Raw genomic sequence first — 16986 nt, 5'->3', positions numbered from 1 at the left:
CTGGAGATCACGGATGATCAGACAAAAAACTAGAGCAACGAAAGCAAGAAGAGTCGCCGCGGGAAAAGCGGTTGTAGAGACTCGGGCACCGGAATCGGCACCCAGACGTGGTCCGGGGGAAGATCCGGTCATTTGGGCGCTGAGTTTGGTGCTGACTCTGCTGGGCTTGCTCGTAATTTTTGATGCCGGATTTGCTCGGTCGATCGCAAGCGGAGACGGCCCGATCCCGGTTGAGTTCCGTAATCAACTGCTGTTTACAGTGGTTTCTGTTGCAATCGGTTTCGGAGTGAGTCGGGTGCGTGGAAGTTTCTGGCAAGGTTCGGCCGGATTTTGGATGGGCGTCGCCGGGCTCGGATTGGTCGCGGTAAAGGTGATCGGTACTGAACTCAACGGCGCGCAACGATGGGTCAAAATCGGCCCGATCAGCGTTCAACCTGCGGAGTTTGCAAAGGTCGCCACCGTGCTATTTTTGGCTTCCGTTCTGGCGAGCCGGAAGCCGTGGCAAGAACCGTCGAGAATCAAGGACTGGGCAGACAGATTGGACCGAGTTTGGGTTCCAAAGCTCGTGCGGTTTATGCCTGCGTTGCTCGTTTTGTTCTACGTCTATCTCGTCGAACGGGAGCCTGACCTCGGTACAGCCGCTGTGATCGGCGCCACAGGTTACTTCATGTTTGCTTTCGGCGGAATCACGAAGAAGTCGCTGATCGCGGTCAGCCTAGCCGGCACATTGCTTGTAGGGGCATTCGTTGCCCAAGAGCCCTATCGAATGGAGCGTGTATTTAACCACGTCCATCGATGGGAAGACGACCGGATCGATGATGTTGGATACCAAACGGTTCAGAGCGAGATCGCCATGGCCAGCGGCGGCATTTTGGGTTCTGGGCCAGGCACCGGCAAGGTCAAGCACATGATGCCGGCCGCGACCACAGACTTTATTTTTGCTACGGTAGCCGAAGAAGGCGGGCTGATTGGCGTTCTGTTTTTCCTGGGGACGCTTGGAGCCTTGATCTGGCGACTGTGGGAATTGGGCTTCCGTTGCGCAACCCGATTTGGCCAAGCGCTTTGTTCAGGCGTTGCATTGTGGTTGGGGCTGCAGGCGAGCGTCAACATCATGATGGCAAATGGCACGTTGCCAGCGATCGGAATTCCGTTCCCGTTCATTAGTTCGGGCGGAAGTAGTTTGATCGCGCTTTGGATTGCATTGGGATTGTGTCAGGCGGCGGCGATGATGCCATCGCGAGAGGAGGGGAAGAGTCATGCGAATCGTAGTCACCGGCGGGGGAACAGGCGGGCACGTCTATCCAGCGCTCGAAGTCGCTAAATCGGCGCGAGAATCTGGTCATGAAATTACCTACCTCGGATCGATTCGGGGGCAGGAATCGCGGCTCTGCAAGGATGCGGATTTTGAGTTCTATGGATTTCCCTCTGAGCCTGTTTATTCGATCAAGAGCTTAGGCGGAATCAAAGCCTTGGCGAACCTGTACCGAGCTTCGATGCTTGCTAAGAGGCGCCTGCGGGAGATTCGCCCTGACGTGCTTTTTTCGACGGGAGGCTACGCCAGTGCGCCGGTGGTCAATGCGGCTAAAGAGCTTGGAATTCCGTACGTTATTCACGAGCAAAATACCGTTCCCGGTCGTACAAACCTGCTGCTTTCTAAGCGCGCTTATGCTGTGGCCACTACCTTCAAAACGGGCGGCGAACACTTTGGCTCAACTCCGGTTCGGCGCACGGGAATGCCGATCCGCCGGGAGCTGCGACAGAGCGCACAAGGTTCGCTGTTTGGGCACAAAACTCCCAACGATAAGGCGCTCATTTTGGTGATGGGTGGTTCACAAGGGGCAGTGGTTTTGAATGAAGCGGCGATCGCCACGGCGACCCGAATGGTGAACAGCAACGCGCATTGGTTGATCGTGGCGGGGACCAAGAACTTCGAGGGACTGCATGAATCCGTCAAGAAGATGGCCATCTCGGCGGAGCTGGACATTAGCGCTTACTTGAACGCGGACGAGATGGCGAATGCGCTCTTCCGGGCCTCTGTCGTGGTCTGCCGGTCGGGTGGGTCCGTGGCAGAACTTGCTGCATTCAGAAAGCCATCGGTGCTCGTCCCGCTGCCAAGCGCGATGGGGAATCACCAGCACTATAATGCGGTCGAATTTGAAAACATGGGAGCTGCGCAGTTGTTACCTCAGAAAGATATGAGTGCGTCGACTCTGGAGGCGCGGATTCGGTACTGGCTGGATGAGCCTGGAAACATCGAAAGTGCCCATGAAGCTCTGGCAGACTGGGACCTGCCAAATGCGGTGGAGAATATCTTGGACCTCCTTGAAGAGGCCTCAGGAAAGAAGTAAATTTCTGAACTAAACTTGTAAATTGTACTATTCAAAAGTTTTGCGGGCATGATCGCAAGATCAGCGCAGAAAATAAATGCAAATTCGTGGCGAAAGCCATGAAAAACCAGGGGGTCTGCCCGGTACAATTTCTGTTCAGTTGTGCGCACTCGGACCGAGATAGAATCCTGCTTTTCAAAACGACAAGAATTGGATAAATTCCAGTCGTTTTGTCTCGTCGGAATCGGCGGTGCAGGAATGAGCGGCGTCGCCGAAATGCTCCATCGCCGCGGGTTCCAAGTGCATGGCACAGATTCTAGCGATGGGCCAGAAGTTCGGCGGCTACGAGAACTCGGAATCAACGTGACCATCGGCCACACCGGTGATGCCGTTCGCAAGGGCGACGCTCTTGTGCTCACCGACGCCATTGATCTGTCAGCCAGTCCAGAGGTTCGAGCTGCGCTTGAATCCGGTGCACCACTATTTCGCCGCTCACAAGTGCTCGGTTGGTTGATGCGAGGCAAAAAGGTCATCGCCGTCACCGGTACTCATGGCAAAACCACAACCACTGGACTTGTCGGAACCGCTTTGATGGCCGCTGGGATTGATCCGACAGTGGTGGTGGGTGCGTTTGTGCCTGGTCTTGGCAATGCCGTGATCGAAGGTTCGGGCGAATGGGCCGTCATCGAGGCTTGCGAAGCGTACGATAGCCTCCGAGATTTTGATCCGCAGCATGTGATCCTGACGAACTTCGAGCCTGATCACCTGGATTTCCACGGCTCTTGGGAAAACCTGAAAGCCGCGATGCTGGCGTTTGTCCACCGAATGCCGATCGATGGCAAGCTGATTTTCTGCCGCGATGATGCCGGAGCGGTTGAAGTTGCGGATGCCTTTGCTGGGCAGAAGCAAGCTTACGGCAAAGACGACGAACTCCTCACTGGGCTCGCATTGCCAGGGTTGCATAACCGGCTGAATGCTCAGGCAGCCCGAATTGTGTGTTCGGAACTTGGCGTGGATGCAGCCAAAGCCGAAACGGCGCTAAAGGCCTTTACCGGAGCCTCTCGGCGTCTTCAAGTCTTGCTTGATGATCGTGTGGCGGTCGTAGACGATTACGCACATCACCCGAAGGAGATTACGGCATCGATTCAAGCTTTGCGGGAGAAGTTTCCGAATCGGCGACTGGTTGTCGTTTTTCAGCCTCATCTTTATTCGAGAACTGCCGATTTCCTCAAGGAGTTTGCGCAGTCGCTCAGTCAGGCCGATTACCTGGTGATGACAGACATTTATCCGGCGCGCGAGGCACCAATGCCGGGAATCAGTAGCGCGCGAATTGCAGAACAGGTGACCTGCCCGGTGGACTACGTTCCAAGCCGGCATTTGCTTCCACGTCACGTGAAGTCGATCGCCCAGGATGGCGACGTGATCGTCGGGATGGGAGCAGGAACCATTGCCACGTTTGGACCGGATTTTGTTGCGGAGTTCCAACGCACCGGAAAGCCGAAGGTTGTCGTGCTGATGGGCGGCGATAGCGCCGAGCGAGAAGTGAGCCTTCACACCGGCCGCGCGATCTATGCCGCGCTCAAAAGTAGCGGCCATGATGTCTCTTTGGTTGACCTCAGTGAGAAACTGCTCTCCGGGCAGCCGATTGATTTCTTGTCTGGCGTGCAAAAGCCGGATGTCGCATTTTTGGCTGTCCACGGCACGAACGCCGAAGATGGAGCCATCCAAGGTTTGCTGAACTTGCTTCACATCCCCTACACGGGAAGCGGGATTTTGGCCAGCGCAATCGCGATGGACAAAGAGCGAACGAAGCTCGTTCTGAAGCAGGGCGGACTTCCGGTTCCTGAAGGAATTTTGGTGAAGTCTGGCGAGGCGTTTGATCCGAAATCGGTTCCTGGCGAGAAGTGGGTTGTCAAGCCAAATGCGCAAGGGTCCACCGTCGGATTGAGCTTTGTGAACGACCGAGCGTCACTTGATTCTGCAGTCGAGAAAGCGCGGCACTACGGCGCGGACGTGCTCGTTGAAGAGTGGATTGAAGGCACCGAAGTGAGTGTGCCGGTTCTCGTGGATCGTGCGCTCCCTGTTGTTGAAATCGTTCCTTCTTCTGGCGTGTACGACTTCGAAATGAAGTATTCGCCCGGGGCCACGCTCGAGATTTGCCCTGCTCGATTGAGTGATGAAATCACCGCAAAGTGCCAAGAGCTTGCGTTGCGCGCACACCAGATTTTGGGATGCCGCGGAGCCAGCCGAACGGACATTTTGATCAAGGATGGAACGGAACCGGTGATCTTGGAAGTGAATACGCTGCCAGGGATGACTCCGACCAGTTTGTTGCCCAAGAGTGCCGAAGCGGCGGGCCTGACTTTTGCCGAATTGTGCGAGGAGATTTTGGCCGATGCCCAAAAAGCCCGTGCGTAAGCGACGACGAAAAATGCAACTGCCAGTGACGGCGATGCTGTGGCTCGCAGTGGCAGGGAATTCGGCGGCGGGAGTCTATTTCAGCCCGGCGACTCGCGCGAATGTGATCCGCATCGAAGGAAGCATCCCTAGCGAGGATCCGAGAATTCAAGGCATTTTGGAATCCGTTCGTGGAAAGCCCGCGATGCAGGTGCCCGTTTCTTTAATCGAGAGCCGAATTTTGGAATCTGAAGAGATCGCTGGTGCCAAATACAGCCAGAACATTTTTGGTCGCGGACTCTTGAAAGTCATGCTTAAACAGCCAGTCGCAGAAGTGGAAGGGAGAGATCAAGTTTTTCTCTCGGAGCTTGGTGATCTGTACTTGAGCAAGCGAGTTGTGACAGGATTGCCTAAACTCCGGTTGCCGCAAAGCACGCTTGAACCTGGATTGAGCCCGTTTGCGACTTGGCAATCGGGCGCGATCGCTACGTTGTGCGAATCACTGATCAACGATTGGCAAGATTTGAAGCCGGTGGTCGTCGTTGGTGAGCGCGGCGTATATGAAATGGAAGTTGAAGGCGGATCAAAAGTCATCCTTGGAACGAGCGAGAAGTTCCCAGACAAGCTCGCGAAGTTGAAAGAGATGACCCGCAAAGAATCTGATTTGTTTTCACGGTACGCCGTGGTTAATTTGACGGTGCCGAGTGTCCCAATGGTCGTTCCGAAATGAGTAATCCCTTCGTCCGAAAAATCGAGCCAAATTCTCCTGTTTTCGTGCTGAGTGCGCTTGCCTTGGTGCTGGGCCTTATGATCGGTTTTGCATTTGTGACCCAGCAAGCCCGCGTTTCTCGACTGGGCGCGATCTCGCCCGAGAAAAATGGAATTTTCTCTGGCCCGAGCCTCGAAGTACAGGAAAACTATATCAAGCTCCAGTCTGAGGTCAATACCCTTCGCGAGCAGCTCGCGAAGTATGAGCGCGCCGCCAGTAGAGAAGACAGCGACGCAAAGCTCCTTCAGCAAAGCTTGCAAACCTACAAGATTGCTGCCGGTCTAACCGAATTGACGGGTCCTGGTGTGACTGTAACGTTGAAGGACACCAGCCAAAAGGACTTTGAAATGCCGTTGCAAGAAGGCATCATCCACGACATTGACGTGCTTCGGGTGGTGAATGAACTCAATGCAGCTGGGGCCGAAGCCGTGGCGGTGAATGGTCAACGGGTGGTTGCTGGAACGGCGATCCGATGCGTGGGGCCAGTCGTCCATGTCAACTTTGTTTCCTGCGCCTCACCGATTCGGGTGATGGCGATCGGAGACACCAAGACCTTGATCGGTGCGCTCGGAACGCCTGGCGGCGTGATCGATGATATCAAGCTGACCGATCCAAACATGGTGAGCATCGAGAAGGTGGACAAAATGACCCTTCCGGCTTACAGTGGAACGACCACCAAGAAACTCGCGGTTGCGAGTGAAGAAGGGGAGAAGCCGTGATTCTCCCATTCATCTGCTTGGTTTTGGGTGTTGCGCTCGGATTGTTGATCGGAGGACCGATTCGCGGTGACTTCGGAGTCTACGTTGGCGTAGCATGCTTGGCTGGCATGGACGCGGTCTGTGGTGGAATTCGTAGCCAAATGGAGGGCAAGTTTGACGGTAAAATCTTGGTCACCGGTTTCTTTGCGAATATCGCCATTGCTTATGGGCTAAGCTGGTTAGGCGACCGCATTGGGGCAAACATCTTTTTAGTTTGCGCTTTCATTTTTGGACAGCGCATTTTTACAAACCTGAGCGTTATACGGCGAATGGTTTTGACGAAATGGGAACTCGGGCGTGCGCGCCGCGAGGAAGGAAGAAATTTAGGCTGAGCCGCATTTTTGGCTCGGTCAACTTATTGAGGTTGTTGTTGTGGACATGACGGAACATATGGTTTACGCGCTCGATATTGGATCGAGCAAAGTGGCGCTTTTGGCTGCAAACTTGGATGAAAATCATCAGATTTGCGTTCAGGAAGTTGCGGTCGTGCCGAACCGAGGCATGAGCAAAGGCAGCGTGACTGATCTTGAGCAGTGCGCGATGGCAGTCTCGGAAGCGGCTCGTTCGCTCCGCACCGTCCCTCGGCCCCAAGAGGTGATTCTCAGCGTTTCTGGCCAGCACCTGCAAAGCATGAACGTACAAGGCATGGTGCAAATCGTGCCGAGCGGAAGAGCGATCACTAGCGCTGATGTTCTTGCCGTGATCAAGCACAGCCGGCAGGTCGACATCGCCGCTGACAGCGAACCGATCATGGTTGTTCCGCGGGAATTCACAGTCGATGGCACCAGCGGGATCGCCAAACCGATCGGACTTTCGGCATCTCGTCTGGAGGTGGTGACTCACCTTGTCCTCGGCAATGTGGCGCACTTGATGAACCTGGAGAAGGTCGTTCAACTTGCTGGCCTCGAAGTGCAACAGATGGTTGCTGAGCCAGTTGCTGCTGGCTTAGGATTGCTACGACCAGAAGAATTGGAAATCGGTACCGCCGTGATCAACATCGGCGCGCAAACGACCGCGGTTGCGATCTATAGCCGAGGCACCATCGCTTATTCGGCAGTGATTCCGGTGGGCAGTTCCAGTGTCACCAACGACTTGGTTTCTCTGCTCAAAATGACGCCGGAAGACGCTGAGCAGCTCAAGCGAAAGCACGGAAGAGCGTTGGCGCCATCCAAGCCAGACGAATCGACCGTCGAAGTCCGCCAAATTGGCCAAACTCAATCTCGACACATGCAGCGACGCGTGCTCTTTGAGATCATCGAGAGTCGGATGCGTGAGATTGCCAAATTTGCCGCGCAGCACATCGAAAAGAGCGGACACAAGGGTTTGCTGCCGGGAGGAACATACGTGACCGGAGGCGGCGCATTGCTTCCTGGAACACCGCAACTTTTTGCACAGGTTATGGGAGATGCCAATGTAAAGTTGGCGGCTCCAAGGGTGGAAGGCCCAGCATCGATCAAGGCAAGTGGTGCCGAATGGAGCACCGCAGTAGGAATGGCAGCCTTTGCGCTGCTTGAAGGCGACGAGGAAGTGGTGCCCGCAAGTGGCATGGGTAGATGGAAAGAGCGAATTCGCACTTTCTTTCAAATGAAAGTTTAGTTTTTTAAGGGACAGGTACGAGTAAACGTGGAAACAGTGAACAACGCAATCATCAAGGTCATCGGCGTGGGAGGCGGCGGCAGCAATGCGGTCAACCGCATGATCGAATCCGGCATCCAAGGTGTCGAATTCATCGCGATGAACACCGACAAACAAGTTTTGGAGCGAAGCGCTTCGAAGACCAAGATTCAGCTTGGTGTCAATTTGACACGCGGTCTGGGCGCAGGCGGAAATCCTGAGATCGGGAAGAGCGCAGCCGAAGAAAGCAAGAACGAAATTCGAAAGGTAGTCGAAGGTTCGGACATGGTCTTTATCACCGCTGGAATGGGCGGCGGTACTGGAACCGGTGCGGCACCCGTCATTGCGGACATCGCGCGAGAAATGGGTGCGCTCACAGTTGCTGTGGTGACTCGTCCGTTCGCATTCGAAGGTCCTCGACGCTCCAAGCTCGCCGAACAAGGAATCACCTCGTTGATCGGCCGGGTGGACACGATGATCACCATCCCCAACGACCGATTGATGAGCGTTGTTGAGAGGAAAACCACCCTCACCGAAGCGTTCCGAGTGGCAGACGATGTTTTGCGACAAGGCGTGCAAGGAATCAGCGACATCATCACCATTCCAGGTGTGGTGAACGTTGACTTCGCTGACGTTCGTGCGGTCATGAGCAACGCTGGTCCAGCATTGATGGGCATCGGCTATGGATTGGGCGAGCACCGCGCGATGCAAGCCGCGAAGGCCGCTACCAGCAGTCCGTTGCTGGAACAGACGATTTTTGGCGCGAAGGGATTGTTGGTCAACATTACCGCCAGCGAAGACCTGACATTGACCGAAGCCACAGAAGCGATGAAGTCCATCGCCGCGATGTGCGACGAAGAAGAAGCCAACATCTACTTCGGTTTGGTCACCGATCCGACCATGGAATCGCAGGTTCGAATCACCGTTCTCGCGACTGGATTCAATCCTTATTCCAGCGAAGGTCGAAAGGCTGCACAAGCCACCGGCACGCAGACTGCTGCTGTGCAGGCCGCCCCAGCGGAGGCTGTCGTTGAGGAAGTCATCGAGGACACGAACACCTCCACGACGACCGATAAGGCTCCTGCTACGCCAGCAAGTACTGCTCGGCAAGGCATCTGGGATCGGTTCCAAGCCGCAACTTCGGAAGCGACTTCGGAGCCAGAACCGCTTTTTGACGAGAGCGATATCGACATTCCAGCCTTTTTGAGACAACACAAAAAGACTGAAAACTAAGTCAAATTTAGCCCCGGAGCAATGATCGCTCCGGGGCTTTTTTGTTAGAGTTTTCCGGTCGTGAACGCTTCTAGTTCTGGCGAATTGAATTCAAATCGCGGTACCTCTCCTGGGCCGAAATTCAACTCAATCAGTGGCCGGATGATCTGCTCCGTCATCACAGAATCTGCCAGAAGTTTCCGAAGCGAGGTGATTTGAAGCATCAAAACTTGCAAATGGACCTTGCCAAGCGCGAGCGAACCCACTCGTCGTCCTTCGTCGGTGGTCAGAGTCTGCCCTAGAATCGAGCGTGCGATCTCTCGATTGTGAAATTCGATCGCTTCCAAGAAGGCGTTGTTGTCTGACTCCCGGCCGTGGAGTGCTTCGATCTTGATTTCATCTGGATACACGATCGCGGTGTTATCGTGAAGGTTCTTCAGCGAGGCCAAGAATCCGCGCTGTTCATCTTCAGGTAGCCCTCTTTGATACGACCCAAGAAGCGTCGGGCTGGCGTAGCGCTCCAAATGAGCCTTCCACGCTTTCGCGAGAGATTGCTTGGTCTTGAAGTGCGGGTATGCCGAATCCAGATCGCTTCGTCCTTTTGGCCTTGAAGTGTGCGGTCGATTGATAAACACCGCAAACTTGCCCAGCGGAACCGAAGATTCTTCAAAGTCTGGAGATCGGAACGAAAGCCCCAAGAGCTGACCGAATTCGTCGAGGATGAGGCCGAATTGGCTCACATCTTTGGGCTGGCACCGCGTCAGAACGATTTGCTCGTCTCGCTCGGTGTAGATCAACTCTTGCACCGACCAGCCCCGAACGAAGGCATCCATTGCCGATTGCAGAATCGTGCGAGGGCTTCCTTCCATCTGCTCAAACACCGATTCGATGAACTTGGCATTGCGGATCGCGGTGGGAGTTTCGGATTGCGGAACGATCTGGTAATCGGCGGCTAAGACCGCTTGCTGCTTGATCGTAATCGCCGTCTGAATCATGGGATCAAGTTCCATTTCCTCGTATGCCGATCCTGGAAGTCCATGGGTGACGCCCGGATATTCGAGGCTCCGTCGCTCGGTGAGAGAGTATTGAGGGGTGGAAGATTTCGTTGGTTTGGTTACTTTTTTGGAGAAAGGTAAGGTGAGTTTCATAGCGTTTCTGATTCGATTTGATGCGAAAATTGGCGAGGGTGGGAAGTGGCGATGACGCCGCTGTAGGCGCATTGGCATTGCTTGGCGGCTAGTGCGAGAGCCACTACAAGATCGTCGTGATAGCCACTTGCGGCGGCCAACCGAACGTTCCCGGAAGGGGACGTGGTGGCTTCGAAATACTCCAGTTCTCGCAAGAGGTCTGGGTATGGCGTGAGCTGAATCGCGCCACGTTCGAACATCCAGGCGAGGTTGTCGATCAATTCCTGCTTCTTCGGTTGGCTGAAGACCAGCCCTTCGATGCGCAGATGCGGATTTCGTGCGCGCAGCATCTCCAGCACAGGATCGCCAACTCCAGTGGCATCGCAGAGCACCTTTGCCCCTGGATACTGCTCGAGAATCGCCGACACACGTTGGACTTGATCGCTCCAGGCGAGGCCGTTGAACCTTACAAGCTGAACGAGTTTCGCATCGTCGCGAGACCCAGAAAGAACCGCAATCGCGGTGTAATCGCTGAACCGCGCCCAGTCAATTCCGATGGAGTACGGCGGTGCAGGATCGGCGTTCAGGCGAGGCTTGACACATCGTTCAACAGCATCAGTCGGGAAGACTTTTCCGGACGTATCCATGAACTCCGCGAGGTATTCGACACGGAACACTCGCTCAGAAAGAAGCTCTTTCTGAGTTGAGAGAAAGTCCGCGCTGACGAATGGGGATTCGACCGTTGGGGCCGCCTTGCTCCAGACTCCGTGTTCTCCGGTCTGCCCAAACCGAAAGAACTTGTAGAAATGGTTTTTGCCTCGCGGTGTGCTGATGAGCGTAAGTTGCCCGCGGGTGGTCGCAAGCATCGGCATCGCGACTTCCGTGATCAGACTTTCCGGCACATAGGCGGCCTCGTCCACGACAATGTTGGTGGCCTCGTCGCCGCGAAGGGTGTAGCCAAGGTGACCTGATCGGGCTTTCAACCGATGCACCTCACCGTCCGGGGTCACTTGAACTTCAAGCTGCGGGTGCGGCGAGCGCTTTATCTTCAAGGATGAAGCAGGGAAGGCGAGTGGGATCAACTCGACAATCCGCTCAAACAGGAACTTGGTTTGCTCGAGCGTTGGTGCCAAAATAAGGTGCTTCGTCGGAGTAGATTCGGCAAACGATTGCAGAATCGAGACGGCGCACGCATCGGTCTTGCCCCATCGCCGGCCGCAAGCGAGAACCTTGATGCGGTCCGTCCGCTGCAAGAATTCAATCTGTCCTGCGTGGGGTTGCCAATGTTGCCTTAACGTTTCGTGCACAATCAGCCATAGGGCGGTTTTCGTGCGGTAGTCAACCAGGACGGGTTGCACAAGTGCGGACCAGTTGTGTATACTCCCGAATTGCGCGCTCGCTCTGTCGCGTTGCGCACCCGTTTTATTGGAGAAAGTTCATGGCCAGGATTTGTCAAGTTAGTGGAAAGTCGAGTAACAACGCGAAGCACATTCGCCACCGCCACTCGGGGCAATGGAAGTTCCGCGCGCCTAAGAAGAATCGAACTCAGGCTCCAAACCTCCAGGTCGTGACTGTCCGAACTCCACACGGCAAGGTCCGATTGACCATCGCCACTTCGGTGATGAAGTCGGCTGAATTTGCTTCGGTCGTCAGCGGAATCAAGCCAGTACCGGCCGCTTGGCTCAAGAAGCCAGGCTACAACATCTGATCTCAGCCTGACCAAAAATTTAAAAGAAGCCTCTTGCTGGTGCAAGGGGCTATTTTGTTTCCTAACGGCGAAAAATGCGCCGATGAGTCCTTAGAATGTTTTGCATCGTCCTTTCATTGCCATGTTTAAGGAATTTAAAGAATTTGCTTTTAAAGGCAGTTTGGTTGACGTTGCTGTCGCTTTCGTTTTAGGTGGAGCCACTTCTGCCTTCATCGGTTCGTTCCTCACGAATCTCATCACGCCTTGGCTCGGACTGTTGGGTGGTGCTAACTTCGGAAACCTGTTTATGGTTTTGAAGGACGGCAAGACCCCTGGCCCATACGCTTCATTGGCCGCCGCCACCGAATCTGGCGCGGTTGTGCTGAGCTACGGAGCGTTCCTTGATGAGTTCGTCAAGTTCTTGGTCTTGATGTTCGTGATGTTCTTGCTGGTCAAGGCCGCAAACAAGTTCAAGAAGGCAGAAGAAGCCGCTCCTGCAGGTCCAACGCCTTCCGAAGCCTTGCTCACCGAAATCCGAGATTTGCTCAAGAAGTAAGCTCAAAAGTCATAGCAACAAACCCCGCTCCAAATCGTCGGAGCGGGGTTTGTTGCGGGAAAACAAACAATTTGGCAAAAGTCGCCGGACTAAGCGGCGTTGAGTTTCTTCAAAAACTCTCCATTTCCATTCGCCCAAAGCGAGATCGGGAATGAAGGATTGCTAGAGATGCCATTTCGTCTGGCGATCACACGGAAGAAGGTCTCAATTCCGCTCGGGCCGTTGTATTCGCTCGAAGCCTTGGTGGTGACATCATAAACAGTCCAAGGACCAGATGTCGAAGGGCCGGTTTCAACGGTGAAAATCGTCCGAGAATTGTTGCCGTTTCGCTTCCATCGCAAGGTCACTTCGCCCACGTTATTGATCGTGAAAGAAAGATCCGTCGGCACGGTCGGAGCCGAGCGCGGGCCATTGTTTTGGTGATTTGGAAGTTGCAGCAAGTCCAAAAGTGCGTCCGGAATCGCCGGATTCCCGCGCCACTCCTTGGCATACTGAGCGATCAGAGCTCGTGCGTCCGCCTTCTTATCGTTCTTGTCGGCCGTGGCCGATTTTGATTGCAGCTTGATATCCGCGACCTCGTCAACCGCCGCCTTGAAAGCGTTGTATCGGGTGGTGAAGGCCAGGAGTTCATCGGTGTCCAAACCCAAAACGGCATCGTTATCCGTAATGTTGGCGATGAAATTGTTCATCGCAATGACAAGGGCGGAGTCGTTCAGCTCCTCTGTAATATAAATTGCCATAAATGACCTCGCCGAACTGCCGACCAAAATCCGGGTCTGAATTCGGCACTACTTGATCTTTCGGCTTGAAATCGCGAAGTAGAGAGGGGAAGTGCAGGAAATGCGATCTAAAGTTGATCTTTCGACATCAATTTTCCCAGTTCTTGCCGCAATTTGAGGTCGGTTCCATGCACCCGGTTGGCGAGAAAGCGCCGAACCAACGTAGTAAACGTGGACGTACATGTCTCAATTGCCGAAAAGCATGTACAAAAGTCTTCAAATTTTGAACTAGAGAATAGTTTTCTTGAACCAAAGATTGCCCGACTGGTCGCAAAACGGACACTATTTCGCAAAGGCCTAAAATCAATAGAACAACAGATCGAAAAATTTGAACCAAAAATCTCAACTCTTGAACCAAATTGCCGTAGTTTTGCACCGATTATTGTCTTTTCTGCGCAAGACTTCGGAGGCAATGTCCGGAAATTCAAAAATCTGGCGGCGCAAGTCCCACCGAGTGAAGAGCTTCGGTCGGACTAGGAATTGCTGCTTAAGAAATTTGAGGACTAATCGAATGAACTGATATGCGCTTTAGAACAATGTGAAAATTAAGAATTTGATTTCACCACCAGTAAGTAGATTTGAGACACGCATCGTGCACAAATCTACTTGATGCTAAATCGTTACCAGCCCAGACTCTGAACGTGCGACCTGACATCCGCATCTTTGATTTTCGCCGAGTTAACTGCAACCAGTTTCCTAACTTTATCAATGTCGATTTGGCTGGCATGGCCGTGATTGTTGCATGCCAAGATAACGGTCTCGGCCTGAGACCTCGTACACTTTGCTACGTCTGGGTGAACCGTCGAGTCTTTGTCGAACGCATATCCGCCGGATAATCTGTACCCCTTGTGGAACAAAATATGGGCGTCCTGGACATTTGTGTAGTACGTAAAATTGACCATAATCACTAGGTCGTCACCATGAGCAGGGTAATCGGAAACGATCATAACGGGGTGCCCCCCGGAGTGCGTCAGGACTAGGCCGACGTCTGCTTTGATGGACATTACGACACGTCCTTTGCATCTGCAAGGAGGCGCTCAAATGCGGACAGGCCCTGGATAAAGTGAAGTCTCCTGGCCACGTCCTCATCACTGACTCCAACCGCCTTGTAAATGTCCTCGAGATTGATAGCGATTCTGCTATTCGTTTCGCGCCACTCGGGAAATGTATCGTGCATCCATTTCACAATTTCCCACTTATCGACGCTCTTAAAACGATTCCAGATATCTGTAGCGATTTCGATTTCAAATGGACTTAGATACACCGAAACGTCGATATCGGATACCACACTTACAATGTATTTGTCCCGATGGATTGACTTTTCCCATGTATCATGTTCGAACCACTCCCAATTTCCCTTGATGAGATCATACGTTCCACTCATCACTGGGCCGTGTTTCATCGAGACAAAATTATCTCCAGTAATGGATGTGCTGATTGCTTTGAGAGACTCGCGTTCGCACAGGTACATCAGCTTCAGGAGCTTCAGGTATTCCATCTTGCCTCCCGCCATTCTTAGAATATGCGCCGCAAGTGCTGCTGCCTTGGATTCGCTAAATACCATTCTAATACTATACAACAGGATTAGGCTAGACGCGATTCCTCGCGGAACCATCCGTATTTGAGGAACGTAGCCATGCCGGCGCTACTTACTGGTACGCGTCATATTCCTAGTTCTACTAATTTTCCAGAATTTCAGTGTAGCAAAATCCGAGATTTGCTCAAGAAGTAAGCTCGATAGCCTGCAAGCGATTTCCGCTTGGATCGTAAAACTCGATCAACCGCCCTCGGGGAGTTTCGTGCTCCTCGGGGGAGAATTTTGTCTGGGATTCTGCCAGATGAGCTTTGAGCTGTTCGGTGCTCGCGGTCTGGAAGCAGAGCGCGACCGAGCTCTCGTGATGAGATTCACGGCCGGAATGGAGCCCGATCCTGGCCCCTGGCGCATTGATGACCGACCAGTGCTCGCTCGAATAGCCGCACTCAAACCCCAAAACCTGAGTGTAGAAAGCAACCGACTGATCCATATCGTTGACGAAAACGAGGATGGTGTCTAGATTCCCAAGGATCGACATAATGCCCTCAGTATGGGCACAAAAAAACTTCCAGTGAAATCACATGGAAGTTGAAATTTTGGGTGCGGGGAGTGAGTCCATTCCGAACTACGGAACCATCACTTTCCAGGTTCAAATCCTCCGATTTGGCAAGAAGCCAAGGGACAAAGGAGGTCGTCCTAAGAAGTCTCGTTCAAATTCATCGCAATCCGTGGCACAGGCGGACTGACTTTACCGAATTACTCGGGGACTTTACTGACCGATGAGATAGCGGCGTTGCAGGCAATTTTGATTTGGATGCCAGGGACCAGAAACAAAGAAATACAGCCAGTCACCAAAGGTGAATGGCTGTTGACATTGGAACGACGGTTCTCGATTTTAAGTGAAAAGCTACTTCGATTCGGTTGCTGGTCTCTCTTCTTTTCGCTTCTGAAGTTCAAACAGGAGCTTTGTCGCATTCACCCATCTTCGGACTTCTTGCTTCGAAGCTCCTCCAGAAACTGTCGCCTGAACTCTTAATTTTGTTGCTGGTCTTGCCATGAATAGGCTGTCGTTCCAACTGACGTTTTTCCGCACTGCCCCCCCTGGTGGGTCAAAATCGGGGGTTCCATTTTCCGGAATTGGGAACCCCAAATTCCGAGAGGCTCGGACGTTGGGGTGACAGTCACGGTATTTTTTGAAAGTATCAACTAGGAGTTGTTGACGGAGAACCCGGATGAAACACGACCACAGCGACAGGGCATGGGCAGACCTTCTTCGCTCCGCCAAATTTTAGCCCTCGTCGAGGGAAATGAACTTCCACATTCGGCTTTCCAAGAATATGGTCATGCCAGTAGCAGGAATTCATGTTGGCAGGAATGACCATCGTCACCAGCGCACCATTTGATGCTGACTTCACTGCCTTCTCAACAAACTTCTTTGCCATAGCGAACGGTGGATTTACCCATATCGACTGTGCGCCCCAATCCTGAGCGAGGGCGTCATCTTGTTCGGTCCAAAATTGCTCGCAGAGCGAGTTCTTCTGAGATGCACAGGCATCGACAGTAAAGCAAAATCGCTTGTCGAACGCATCAAAGACTTCCTTGGGAGTCGTCCAAGTTTGGTCGCCTCGCCCGTCAAGTAGTACGTGCTTGAAACTCATCGACCACCTTCCATGAGAAGGGATGGGAAGGAAAGTCGTGGACCTTCGGCGGAGTTCTTTGGCAATAGGGTGATTTTGTATATTTGGTGATTATTCATTTGCAGCTAACCGGTTCTGCCGTTGTAATCAGTGACCGGTAGCAGAGCTGTAATTCCTATGCAGTCAATATCGCACGGGGTGAAGCACAAATCACATTTCTTATCCCGGAGGCTTAGGGATGTTAAGTCGCCTTAACGCATTCTCCAGATGGTTGTACGCCTGCAGAGCTGAATTGCTGGCTCTAATGCAGTCGGTGGCTAACAATCGCCGTGCTTCGGTTCTTCCTTCCAGGCATTCTTGGATTGCATAACGAGCAAAAGAAGACACCTGCATGTCGAGCAATCCGGCAGCTTTTTCGATTGCTTTGTACTCCTCATCTGAGAAGCGAACTGTGATGCGTTTTCCTTTCATTTAATGAGTTTGGCAGACAATTCATGCCGCCGTCAGACGCAGCTATTGCCGAAACAGTGCCCGATTTGAACCTGAGCCTCTCTAAAGTCGGGCTTCTGTTTTCCTCATTTAGTTACCC

At 53.2% G+C, this 16986-nt stretch carries 19 protein-coding genes; 11 read left to right on the top strand and 8 right to left on the bottom strand.

The features are described 5' to 3' along the window. Positions 1 to 13 precede the first annotated feature (13 nt). The 8 genes from J0L72_10840 (at position 14) to ftsZ (ending at position 9098) form a co-directional block, all read left to right on the top strand. Complete coding sequence (locus J0L72_10840) at positions 14 to 1321, top strand: FtsW/RodA/SpoVE family cell cycle protein (GenBank protein MBN8691265.1); 1308 nt, start codon at positions 14 to 16, stop codon at positions 1319 to 1321. Then, positions 1257 to 2348: an undecaprenyldiphospho-muramoylpentapeptide beta-N-acetylglucosaminyltransferase gene (murG, locus tag J0L72_10835; GenBank protein ID MBN8691264.1), complete on the top strand. Its 1092-nt coding sequence runs from the start codon at positions 1257 to 1259 to the stop codon at positions 2346 to 2348. Before J0L72_10840 ends, murG begins: the two co-directional genes overlap by 65 nt. A 189-nt stretch (positions 2349 to 2537) precedes the next feature. Further along, a complete protein-coding gene (locus J0L72_10830) occupies positions 2538 to 4745 on the top strand; it encodes a D-alanine--D-alanine ligase (protein ID MBN8691263.1) in 2208 nt (735 codons plus the stop codon). Then, on the top strand, positions 4723 to 5454 hold the full coding sequence (locus J0L72_10825; protein MBN8691262.1) for a hypothetical protein: 732 nt from the start codon (positions 4723 to 4725) through the stop codon (positions 5452 to 5454). The genes J0L72_10830 and J0L72_10825 overlap by 23 nt, the downstream gene beginning before the upstream one ends. Then, complete coding sequence (locus J0L72_10820) at positions 5451 to 6212, top strand: DUF881 domain-containing protein (GenBank protein MBN8691261.1); 762 nt, start codon at positions 5451 to 5453, stop codon at positions 6210 to 6212. The genes J0L72_10825 and J0L72_10820 overlap by 4 nt, the downstream gene beginning before the upstream one ends. Further along, complete coding sequence (locus tag J0L72_10815; protein MBN8691260.1) at positions 6209 to 6583, top strand: small basic family protein; 375 nt, start codon at positions 6209 to 6211, stop codon at positions 6581 to 6583. Before J0L72_10820 ends, J0L72_10815 begins: the two co-directional genes overlap by 4 nt. A gap of 40 nt (positions 6584 to 6623) precedes the next feature. Beyond that, positions 6624 to 7847 carry a cell division protein FtsA gene (gene ftsA, locus J0L72_10810; GenBank protein ID MBN8691259.1) on the top strand — a complete coding sequence of 408 codons (1224 nt, stop codon included), beginning with the start codon at positions 6624 to 6626 and terminating at the stop codon, positions 7845 to 7847. 27 nt (positions 7848 to 7874) lie between these two features. Further along, positions 7875 to 9098: a cell division protein FtsZ gene (gene ftsZ, locus J0L72_10805; protein ID MBN8691258.1), complete on the top strand. Its 1224-nt coding sequence runs from the start codon at positions 7875 to 7877 to the stop codon at positions 9096 to 9098. Positions 9099 to 9142: 44 nt separating this feature from the next. On the opposite strand, the gene J0L72_10800 is transcribed toward ftsZ, so the two are convergent. Both J0L72_10800 and J0L72_10795 read right to left on the bottom strand, forming a co-directional pair. Next, positions 9143 to 10225: a DUF935 family protein gene (locus tag J0L72_10800; GenBank protein ID MBN8691257.1), complete on the bottom strand. Its 1083-nt coding sequence runs from the start codon at positions 10223 to 10225 to the stop codon at positions 9143 to 9145. Next, positions 10222 to 11457 carry a terminase family protein gene (locus J0L72_10795; protein MBN8691256.1) on the bottom strand — a complete coding sequence of 412 codons (1236 nt, stop codon included), beginning with the start codon at positions 11455 to 11457 and terminating at the stop codon, positions 10222 to 10224. Before J0L72_10795 ends, J0L72_10800 begins: the two co-directional genes overlap by 4 nt. Positions 11458 to 11642: 185 nt before the next feature. On the opposite strand from J0L72_10795, the gene J0L72_10790 reads away from it, so the two are divergent. Next, positions 11643 to 11912 carry a hypothetical protein gene (locus tag J0L72_10790; GenBank protein MBN8691255.1) on the top strand — a complete coding sequence of 90 codons (270 nt, stop codon included), beginning with the start codon at positions 11643 to 11645 and terminating at the stop codon, positions 11910 to 11912. A 121-nt stretch (positions 11913 to 12033) separates the two neighbouring features. Then, positions 12034 to 12447 carry a large conductance mechanosensitive channel protein MscL gene (gene mscL, locus J0L72_10785; protein ID MBN8691254.1) on the top strand — a complete coding sequence of 138 codons (414 nt, stop codon included), beginning with the start codon at positions 12034 to 12036 and terminating at the stop codon, positions 12445 to 12447. 89 nt (positions 12448 to 12536) lie between these two features. On the opposite strand, the gene J0L72_10780 is transcribed toward mscL, so the two are convergent. The 4 genes from J0L72_10780 to J0L72_10765 all read right to left on the bottom strand — a co-directional run bounded on the left by J0L72_10780 (position 12537) and on the right by J0L72_10765 (position 15298). Further along, the gene (locus tag J0L72_10780; protein MBN8691253.1) at positions 12537 to 13187 is read right to left on the bottom strand and encodes a fibronectin type III domain-containing protein; all 651 of its coding nucleotides are present in this window, start codon (positions 13185 to 13187) and stop codon (positions 12537 to 12539) included. A 659-nt stretch (positions 13188 to 13846) separates the two neighbouring features. Further along, a complete protein-coding gene (locus J0L72_10775) occupies positions 13847 to 14230 on the bottom strand; it encodes a hypothetical protein (protein ID MBN8691252.1) in 384 nt (127 codons plus the stop codon). Beyond that, positions 14230 to 14790, bottom strand: coding sequence for a SocA family protein (locus tag J0L72_10770; protein MBN8691251.1), 561 nt, complete (start codon positions 14788 to 14790; stop codon positions 14230 to 14232). Before J0L72_10770 ends, J0L72_10775 begins: the two co-directional genes overlap by 1 nt. A gap of 157 nt (positions 14791 to 14947) precedes the next feature. Then, positions 14948 to 15298, bottom strand: a complete 351-nt coding sequence (locus J0L72_10765) for a VOC family protein (GenBank protein ID MBN8691250.1) — start codon at positions 15296 to 15298, stop codon at positions 14948 to 14950. Between the two features lie 43 nt (positions 15299 to 15341). Between J0L72_10765 and J0L72_10760 the strand changes: the two genes are divergently transcribed. After that, complete coding sequence (locus J0L72_10760) at positions 15342 to 15506, top strand: hypothetical protein (GenBank protein MBN8691249.1); 165 nt, start codon at positions 15342 to 15344, stop codon at positions 15504 to 15506. A gap of 456 nt (positions 15507 to 15962) precedes the next feature. Here J0L72_10760 and J0L72_10755 read toward each other — a convergent pair whose 3' ends face one another. Together J0L72_10755 and J0L72_10750 are read right to left on the bottom strand one after the other, a co-directional pair. Beyond that, the gene (locus J0L72_10755; GenBank protein MBN8691248.1) at positions 15963 to 16418 is read right to left on the bottom strand and encodes an adenine methyltransferase; all 456 of its coding nucleotides are present in this window, start codon (positions 16416 to 16418) and stop codon (positions 15963 to 15965) included. Between the two features lie 198 nt (positions 16419 to 16616). Next, positions 16617 to 16868 carry a hypothetical protein gene (locus J0L72_10750; protein MBN8691247.1) on the bottom strand — a complete coding sequence of 84 codons (252 nt, stop codon included), beginning with the start codon at positions 16866 to 16868 and terminating at the stop codon, positions 16617 to 16619. Positions 16869 to 16986 lie beyond the last annotated feature (118 nt).

Source organism: Armatimonadota bacterium, from assembly GCA_017303935.1.
Taxonomy (GTDB): Bacteria; Armatimonadota; Fimbriimonadia; order Fimbriimonadales; family Fimbriimonadaceae; genus JAFLBD01.
Note: the sequence above shows the minus strand (reverse complement) of the source record. Positions and strands in the feature narration are given on the sequence as shown.

Coding starts and splice junctions, on each gene's coding strand:
- J0L72_10820 (MBN8691261.1), top strand. CDS start 5,451: ATGAGTAATCCCTTCGTCCGAAAAATCGAGCCAAATTCTCCTGTTTTC.
- J0L72_10750 (MBN8691247.1), bottom strand. CDS start 16,868: ATGAAAGGAAAACGCATCACAGTTCGCTTCTCAGATGAGGAGTACAAA.
- J0L72_10825 (MBN8691262.1), top strand. CDS start 4,723: ATGCCCAAAAAGCCCGTGCGTAAGCGACGACGAAAAATGCAACTGCCA.
- J0L72_10755 (MBN8691248.1), bottom strand. CDS start 16,418: ATGAGTTTCAAGCACGTACTACTTGACGGGCGAGGCGACCAAACTTGG.
- J0L72_10770 (MBN8691251.1), bottom strand. CDS start 14,790: ATGGTATTTAGCGAATCCAAGGCAGCAGCACTTGCGGCGCATATTCTA.
- J0L72_10800 (MBN8691257.1), bottom strand. CDS start 10,225: ATGAAACTCACCTTACCTTTCTCCAAAAAAGTAACCAAACCAACGAAA.
- J0L72_10765 (MBN8691250.1), bottom strand. CDS start 15,298: ATGTCGATCCTTGGGAATCTAGACACCATCCTCGTTTTCGTCAACGAT.
- J0L72_10840 (MBN8691265.1), top strand. CDS start 14: ATGATCAGACAAAAAACTAGAGCAACGAAAGCAAGAAGAGTCGCCGCG.
- J0L72_10760 (MBN8691249.1), top strand. CDS start 15,342: ATGGAAGTTGAAATTTTGGGTGCGGGGAGTGAGTCCATTCCGAACTAC.
- mscL (MBN8691254.1), top strand. CDS start 12,034: ATGTTTAAGGAATTTAAAGAATTTGCTTTTAAAGGCAGTTTGGTTGAC.
- J0L72_10775 (MBN8691252.1), bottom strand. CDS start 14,230: ATGTCCATCAAAGCAGACGTCGGCCTAGTCCTGACGCACTCCGGGGGG.
- J0L72_10790 (MBN8691255.1), top strand. CDS start 11,643: ATGGCCAGGATTTGTCAAGTTAGTGGAAAGTCGAGTAACAACGCGAAG.
- murG (MBN8691264.1), top strand. CDS start 1,257: ATGCGAATCGTAGTCACCGGCGGGGGAACAGGCGGGCACGTCTATCCA.
- J0L72_10780 (MBN8691253.1), bottom strand. CDS start 13,187: ATGGCAATTTATATTACAGAGGAGCTGAACGACTCCGCCCTTGTCATT.